General features: G+C 68.1%; 7 protein-coding genes and 1 pseudogene. 7 read left to right on the top strand and 1 reads right to left on the bottom strand.

What is annotated here, in order from left to right; all coding sequences use genetic code 11:
• Positions 1-971: aconitase family protein (locus tag VMD50_RS08940; protein ID WP_325426903.1), on the bottom strand; the 971-nt coding region annotated here is incomplete at its 3' end.
• A gap of 243 nt (positions 972-1214) precedes the next feature.
• Between VMD50_RS08940 and VMD50_RS08935 the strand changes: the two genes are divergently transcribed.
• The 7 genes and pseudogenes from VMD50_RS08935 to VMD50_RS08905 all read left to right on the top strand — a co-directional run.
• The gene (locus VMD50_RS08935; RefSeq protein WP_325426901.1) at positions 1215-1757 is read left to right on the top strand and encodes an Rv1476 family membrane protein; all 543 of its coding nucleotides are present in this window, start codon (positions 1215-1217) and stop codon (positions 1755-1757) included.
• Between the two features lie 239 nt (positions 1758-1996).
• The gene (gene ripA / locus VMD50_RS08930) at positions 1997-3427 is read left to right on the top strand and encodes an NlpC/P60 family peptidoglycan endopeptidase RipA (RefSeq protein WP_325426899.1); all 1431 of its coding nucleotides are present in this window, start codon (positions 1997-1999) and stop codon (positions 3425-3427) included.
• A gap of 10 nt (positions 3428-3437) precedes the next feature.
• Entirely contained in the window at positions 3438-4172 is a 735-nt protein-coding gene (ripB, locus tag VMD50_RS08925) for an NlpC/P60 family peptidoglycan endopeptidase RipB (protein ID WP_325426897.1), read from the top strand.
• 110 nt (positions 4173-4282) lie between these two features.
• The gene (gene moxR1, locus VMD50_RS08920; protein ID WP_325426895.1) at positions 4283-5413 is read left to right on the top strand and encodes a chaperone MoxR1; all 1131 of its coding nucleotides are present in this window, start codon (positions 4283-4285) and stop codon (positions 5411-5413) included.
• Positions 5410-6360 (top strand): DUF58 domain-containing protein, encoded by a 951-nt coding sequence (locus tag VMD50_RS08915; protein WP_325426893.1) that lies wholly within the window; start codon positions 5410-5412, stop codon positions 6358-6360. Before moxR1 ends, VMD50_RS08915 begins: the two co-directional genes overlap by 4 nt.
• Complete coding sequence (locus tag VMD50_RS08910) at positions 6357-7364, top strand: VWA domain-containing protein (RefSeq protein WP_325426891.1); 1008 nt, start codon at positions 6357-6359, stop codon at positions 7362-7364. Before VMD50_RS08915 ends, VMD50_RS08910 begins: the two co-directional genes overlap by 4 nt.
• Positions 7365-7479: 115 nt before the next feature.
• Positions 7480-7595: pseudogene (locus VMD50_RS08905) on the top strand (beta-ketoacyl-ACP reductase); the annotation flags it as partial.

The raw sequence follows: 7595 nt of genomic DNA, 5'->3' as shown, positions 1-7595 counted from the left end.
CCGGTGAACTTCAGGTAGGAGATGGTCTCCTCGTCGATCGGGAAAATGGCTGCGGTGGAACCGAATTCGGGGCTCATGTTGCCCAGGGTGGCGCGGTTGGCCAGCGGCACCTCAGCCACGCCCTCGCCGTAGAACTCGACGAACTTGCCGACCACGCCGTGCTTGCGCAGCATCTCGGTGAGCGTCAGCACCAGGTCGGTGGCGGTGGCGCCCTCGGCGAGCTTGCCGGTGAGCTTCACGCCGATGACCTCGGGGATCAGCATCGACACGGGCTGGCCGAGCATCGCGGCCTCGGCCTCGATGCCGCCCACGCCCCAGCCCAGCACGCCGAGGCCGTTGACCATGGTGGTGTGCGAGTCGGTGCCCACGCAGGTGTCCGGGTACGCCACCCCGTCGCGCTCCATCACCACGCTCGCCAGGTATTCGATGTTGACCTGGTGCACGATGCCGGTGCCCGGCGGCACCACCTTGAAGTCGTCGAAAGCGCCCTGCCCCCAACGCAAGAACTGGTAGCGCTCGCCGTTGCGCTGGTATTCGATCTCGACGTTGCGCTCGAAGGCGTCGGCCCGGCCGAACAGGTCGGCGATCACCGAGTGGTCGATGACCAGGTCGGCCGGCGCCAGCGGATTGACCTTGGCCGGGTTGCCGCCGAGGTCGCCGATGGCCTCGCGCATGGTCGCCAGGTCGACGATGCACGGCACCCCGGTGAAGTCCTGCATGACGACGCGCGCGGGCGTGTACTGGATCTCAATGCTGGGCTCCGCCTTGGGATCCCAGTTCGCGATGGCCTCGATGTGGTCCTTGGTGATGTTGCTGCCGTCCTCGTTGCGCAGCAGGTTCTCGGCGAGGACTTTGAGGCTGTAGGGGAGTTTCTCGGTGTTGGGGACGGCGTCGAGCCGATAGATCTGGTAACTCTTGTCGCCGACCTTGAGGGTGTCGCGGGCTCCGAACGAGTTCACAGAATCAGTCACTTCAACTCCCAAGGATTTAGTTCTTCCGCCGACGGGCCGCGTCCGCGGTGCTTCAAACGAGCATAGCCACTTTAACAGTACGCTTGTCCTGCATTACGGTGGCACCTCGTAATCCAGTCTTGTCGCGTGAGGCGCGGGTTTAAACCCCTTCGGCACCCGAATGCGCGCCGAGCGCCACGCTAGAGTGACGGCCGTGGCCGGGCGCCACGCCAGCGTGACAGCGCAGGAGGAGGACAGGACAGGATGACCGGGCACGACTTCCTGCCGCTCTACATTCCCCAAGACGTCGACATGACCGCGATCAAGGCCAAAGTCGCCGCCGATAGCGTCAGCGCGCCGCCGGAGGCCATGCCCGGACTGCTTGACGTGGTCCACCAGGCGCACGCCGACGGCATCAACCTCAAGATCGTGCTGCTCGACCACAACCCGCCCACCGACACGCCGTTGCGCGACATCTCCACCGTGGTCGGCGCCGACTACCACGACGCCACGGTGCTGACCCTCAGCCCGAATTACGTCGGCAGCTACAGCACGCAGTTCCCGCGGGTCACCCTCGAGGCCGGCGAGGACATCGCCAAGACCGGCAATCCGGTGGTCTCGGCGCAGCACTTCTTGCACGAGCTGGAGTCGCCCGAGTTTCCCTGGACCGGCCTGACCATCTTCCTCTTGATCGGGGTGCTCGCGGCGGCGGTCGGCACGCGCTTCCTGCAGGTGCGCGGCAGGCGCGCAGCAACGCCGGCCGGCGCGCCGGAGACGACGGCGAAAGCGCCTAGTAACGGCGCCTGACACGCACATCCGGCTCGGGCCGCGCCTCCGGGCGGGCGCCCGCGGCTCGCTGCGGCAAACCCCCTAGGTCACCGTTCGGTCACATTAAACGCACGTCCAGAGTGCAGTTTGTGACTAGCGTTTTCCTGGCGTCTTATGTGACGTACGGTGCAAATGATGCTCGTGTTGTTCTTGGCGCTTTCGAGAATCCCGTGCCTGGCGCCGCCCGTCCGCGTTGAGCCGTAGGAGACCTGAGCCGAATGAGACGTACCCGCTGGGGCTTCTCCACTCGACCGGCCGCCAGGCTGGTCCGGCTGGTCATACCGTCGGTGTTGAGCGTGGCGATGCTGGTGTGCACCCCGGGTCTGGCGGACGCCGACCCCGCCGCCGACAGCCTGGCGGCGCTGATCGCCAACGTCGCCAAGGCCAACCAGCGCCTGGAAGACCTGACCGCCGAAATCCAGACCGAGCAGGAAAGCGTCAACAAGGCCCTGGTCGACGTCGAGACCGCGCGGGACAACGCGGCCGCCGCCCAGCACGACCTCGAGGCCAGCCGGCAGGCGGTCACCGATGCCAACGCCGCGATCGCCGCGGCCCAACACCGGTTCAACACCTTCGCGGCGGCCACCTATATGAATGGCCCGTCGGGCAGCTACCTGTTGGCGAGCAGCCCCGAAGACATCATCGCCACCGAATCGGCCGCCCAGACCCTGACCGCCAGTTCCCAGGCGGTGATCGACAAACTGCAGCGGGCCCGGACCGAACAGGTGAACAAGGAGTCGGCGGCGCGACTGGCCAAGCAGAAGGCCGACAAGGCCGCTGCCGACGCCAAGGCCAGTCAGGACGCCGCGGTGGCGGCGCTCACCAACTCGAAGCGCAAGTTCGACGAACAACGCGAGCAGGCCACGCGCCTGGCCGCCGAGCGCGACGCGGCGCAGGCCAAACTCGAGGCGGCCAAGCTGGAATGGTCGACGGGGAAGGGCGGCGCCGTCCCGGCGTCGGGCGATCGGTGGGATCCCGGGGCACCGGCCGGTGCGCCGCCCGCCCGGGGCCGACAGTGGGACGGGCTGTGGGACCCGACGCTGCCGATGGTGGCCAGCGCCAACGTCCCCGGTGACCCGATCGCGGTGATCAACCAGGTGCTGGGGATCTCGGCCACCTCGACCCAGGTCACCGCCGGCCTGGGCCGCAACTTCCTGCAACAGCTCGGCATCCTCAAGCCCGACGACACCGGCATCACCAACGCGAGCCCGGGCGCGACGGCCGCCCGGATCCCGCGCGTGTACGGGAGGCAGGCCACGGAGTACGTCATCCGCCGCGGCATGTCGCAGATCGGAGTGCCCTACTCCTGGGGCGGCGGCAACGCGGCCGGGCCGAGCAAGGGCATCGACTCCGGTGCCGGGATCACCGGTTTCGACTGCTCGGGACTGGTCCTGTACTCGTTCGCCGGCGTGGGCATCAAGCTGCCGCACTACTCGGGGTCGCAGTACAACCTGGGCCGCAAGATCCCGTCGGCACAGATGCGCCGCGGCGACGTCATCTTCTACGGCCCGGGCGGCAGCCAGCACGTGACGATCTACCTCGGCGACGGCCAGATGCTCGAGGCCCCGGATATCGGTTTGAAGGTCCGCGTTGCTCCCGTGCGCACCAGTGGGATGACGCCGTATGTGGTCCGCTACATCGAATGGTGAACGAGGAGCTATGCGTCACAAGCATTTTCGCCTGGTAAGCCTGGCCTGGATCACCACAGTGGTGACCGGGCTGATGTTGTGTGCCGCCGCCCCGGCCCCCCTGGCCGCCGCCGATCCCGGGCAGTGGGATCCGACCCTGCCGGCCACGATCAGCGCCGGCGCCCCGGGCGATCCGCTGGCCGTCGCCAACGCATCGCTGCAGGCCACCGCCCAGGCCACCCAGACGACGCTGGACCTGGGCAAGCAATTCCTCGGCGGTCTCGGCATCAATCTCGGCGGGGATCCTGCTCCCACCGCGGCGACCCCCACCAACCCCGGCGGCAAGATCCCGCGGGTCTACGGCCGGCAGGCGATCGAGTACGTGATCAAGCGGGGTGGGTCGCAGATGGGCGTCCCGTATTCGTGGGGCGGGGGCTCGCTGGACGGGCCCAGCAAGGGCGTCGGCGACGGCGCCAACATCAACGGGTTCGACTGCTCCGGGCTGATGCGGTACATGTTCGCCGGGGTCGGCGTCCTGATCCCGCGCTTCTCCGGTGACCAGTACAACGCCGGACGCCACATCCCGCCCAACGAGGCCAGGCGTGGCGACCTCATCTTCTACGGGCCGAACGGTGGCCAGCACGTCACCATGTATCTCGGCAACGGTCAGATGCTGGAGGCGTCGTCACTGGCCGGCAAGGTCACCGTGAGCCCGGTGCGCAAGCCGGGCATGACGCCGTTTCTGACTAGGATCATCGAGTACTGATCGCAGGCCAGCTAACCGCGGCGTCGACGGGAACCGGCAGGCCTGGAATAGTTGGACCAGGGCACGTCGCTGCCCGGCAGTCGTGTCCGATTGAGCGTGGAGGGTTCTTGATGACATCAGCAGGTGGGCCGCCCCCGGGCGCCAGCAGTTACCCGGGCCACGGCGGGCCCTCCGGCCCGCCCGCCCACGACGCGCCTGCCGGCGGCGGTAATGGCCTGGCCGCCGAGGTGCACACGCTGGAGCGGGCCATCTTCGAGGTCAAGCGGATCATCGTCGGCCAGGACCAGCTCGTCGAGCGGATGCTGGTCGGCCTGTTGTCCAAGGGCCATGTCCTGCTCGAGGGCGTCCCCGGCGTGGCCAAGACGCTGGCCGTGGAGACGTTCGCGAGGGTGGTCGGCGGGACGTTCGCCCGCATCCAGTTCACGCCGGACCTGGTCCCCACGGACATCATCGGTACCCGCATCTACCGGCAGGGTAAGGAGGAGTTCGACACCGAGCTCGGCCCGGTGGTGGTCAACTTCCTGCTGGCCGACGAGATCAACCGCGCGCCGGCGAAGGTGCAGTCGGCGCTGCTGGAGGTCATGCAGGAGCGCCACGTGTCGATCGGCGGCAAGACCTTCCCGCTGCCCAACCCGTTCCTGGTGATGGCGACGCAGAACCCGATCGAGCACGAGGGCGTCTACCCGCTTCCCGAGGCCCAGCGGGACCGCTTCCTGTTCAAGATCAACGTCGGCTACCCGTCGCCGGAAGAGGAGCGGGAGATCATCTACCGAATGGGCGTCAGGCCGCCGGTGCCCAAGCAGATCCTGAACACCGAGGACCTGCTGCGGCTGCAGGACATCGCGTCCAACGTGTTCGTCCACCACGCGCTGGTCGACTACGTGGTGCGCGTCGTCACCGCCACCCGTAACCCCGAGCAGCTCGGCATGAACGACGTCAAGACCTGGGTCTCGTTCGGCGCGTCCCCGCGTGCCTCGCTGGGCATCATCGCCGGCGCGCGTTCGCTGGCGCTGGTGCGCGGCCGCGACTATGTCATCCCGCAAGACGTCGTGGAAATCATTCCCGACGTGCTGCGGCACCGGTTGATACTCACCTACGACGCGCTCGCCGACGAGATATCGCCGGAGATCGTCATCAACCGGGTCCTGCAGACGGTGGCCCTGCCGCAGGTGAACGCCATACCGCAGCAAGGTCATTCCGTGCCGCCGGTAATGCAGACCGTGGCGGCCAGCGGTCGGTGACCGATGACAAGCCGGCGGTGCGCCACCCGCCCTCGTTCCAGCGCGGGCAGATCGACGACCCGAAGCTCACCGCGGCGCTGAAGACACTCGAGCTCACGGTCAAACGCAAGCTCGATGGCGTCCTGCATGGCGACCACCTCGGCCTGATCCCGGGGCCGGGCACGGAGCCGGGGGAGTCGCGCGAATACCAGCCCGGGGACGACGTCCGACGGATGGACTGGGCGGTGACCGCGCGCACGACCCACCCGCACGTGCGGCAGATGATCGCCGACCGCGAGCTGGAGACCTGGATGGTGATCGACATGTCGGCCAGCCTGGACTTCGGCACCACGGTCTGCGAGAAGCGCGACCTGGCGGTGGCCGCCGCGGCGGCGATCACCTACCTCAACAGCGGCGGCGGGAACCGGATCGGCGCGCTGGTGGCCAACGGCGTGACGATGACCCGGTTGCCGGCGCGCTCCGGACGCCAGCACGAGCAGACGCTGTTGCGAACCATCGCGACGACGCCGAAGGCGCCGGTCGGGGTTCGTGGTGATCTGGCGACGGCGATCGACGCGCTGCGCCGGCCGGAACGTCGCCGCGGAATGGCGGTCATCATCAGCGACTTCCTCGGCCCGATCAACTGGATGCGACCCCTGCGGGCGATCTCGGCCCGCCACGAGGTGCTGGCCATCGAGGTGCTCGACCCGCGCGATGTCGAGCTTCCCGACATCGGCGACGTCGTGTTGCAGGACGCCGAAACCGGCGTCACGCGCGAGTTCACCATCGACGCGCAGTTGCGCGACGACTTCGCCAAGGCGGCCGAGGCGCACCGCGCGGAGGTGTCGCGCACCTTCCGCAGCTGCGGGTCCCCGATGCTGACGCTGCGCACCGACCGGGACTGGATCGCCGACATCGTCCGCTTCGTCGAGTCTCGCCGGCGGGGGGCCCTGGCGGGGCGGCAGTGACATTGCCCTTGCTGGGCCCGATGTCGCTGTCGGGCTTTGCGCATTCGTGGTTCTTCCTTTTCCTTTTCGTCGTCGGCGGGTTGGCCGCGCTGTACATCGTGCTGCAGCTGGCGCGGCAGCGGCGGATGCTGCGGTTCGCCAACATGGAGCTGCTGGAAAGCGTTGCCCCGCAACGGCCGTCGCGATGGCGGCACGTACCCGCGATCCTGCTGGTGTTGTCGCTGGTGCTGTTCACCATCGCGATGGCGGGGCCGACGAACGACGTCCGGATTCCCCGCAATCGCGCGGTGGTGATGCTGGTGATCGACGTGTCGCAGTCGATGCGCGCCACCGACGTCCAGCCCAATCGGATGGCGGCCGCGCAGGAGGCGGCCAAGCAGTTCGCCGACGAGCTGACGCCCGGAATCAACCTGGGACTCATCGAGTACGCGGGCACGGCGACCGTGCTGGTGTCCCCGACGACCAACCGGGAGGCGACCAAGAACGCGCTGGACAAGTTGCAGTTCGCCGACCGCACGGCCACCGGGGAGGGCATCTTCACCGCGCTGCAGGCCATCGCCACGGTCGGCGCGGTGATCGGCGGCGGCGACACGCCGCCGCCGGCCCGGATCGTGTTGTTCTCGGACGGCAAGGAGACGATGCCGACCAATCCGGACAACCCGAAGGGCGCCTTCACCGCCGCGCGCACCGCCAAGGACCAGGGCGTGCCGATCTCGACGATCTCGTTCGGCACCCCCTACGGGTTCGTCGAGATCAACGACCAGCGCCAGCCCGTTCCGGTCGATGACACCACCATGAAGAAGGTCGCCGACCTCTCCGGCGGGAGTTGGTACAACGCCGCGTCGTTGCAGGAGCTGAAGGGCGTCTACGCCACGCTGCAGCAGCAGATCGGCTACGAGACCATCAAGGGCGACGCCAGCTCGGGCTGGCTGCGGCTCGGCGCGCTCGTGCTGGCGCTGGCGGCGCTGGCGGCGCTGCTGATCAACCGGCGGCTTCCCTCTTAGTCTTTTCTCGCCGAGCGTGCAGCCATTGCGAAATCCGGCCAGAATTTTCGCAGTGGCTTCACGCTCGCGACGAGCCGATTGAAGTGGGGAGCAACCGAGGCGATAGGTTGGCGGGGTGACTGACACGGCCACCGAGAACAGCACCGAAAGTGCTGCCGACTACGGCAGACCCGCATTCGTATCCCGCTCGGTGCTGGTGACTGGCGGAAACCGGGGCATCGGTCTGGCGAT

Source organism: Mycobacterium sp., assembly GCF_035506235.1.
Lineage (GTDB): Bacteria > Actinomycetota > Actinomycetes > Mycobacteriales > Mycobacteriaceae > Mycobacterium.
The sequence above is the reverse complement of the archived record's forward strand: the minus strand, read 5'-3'. Positions and strand labels throughout refer to the sequence as shown.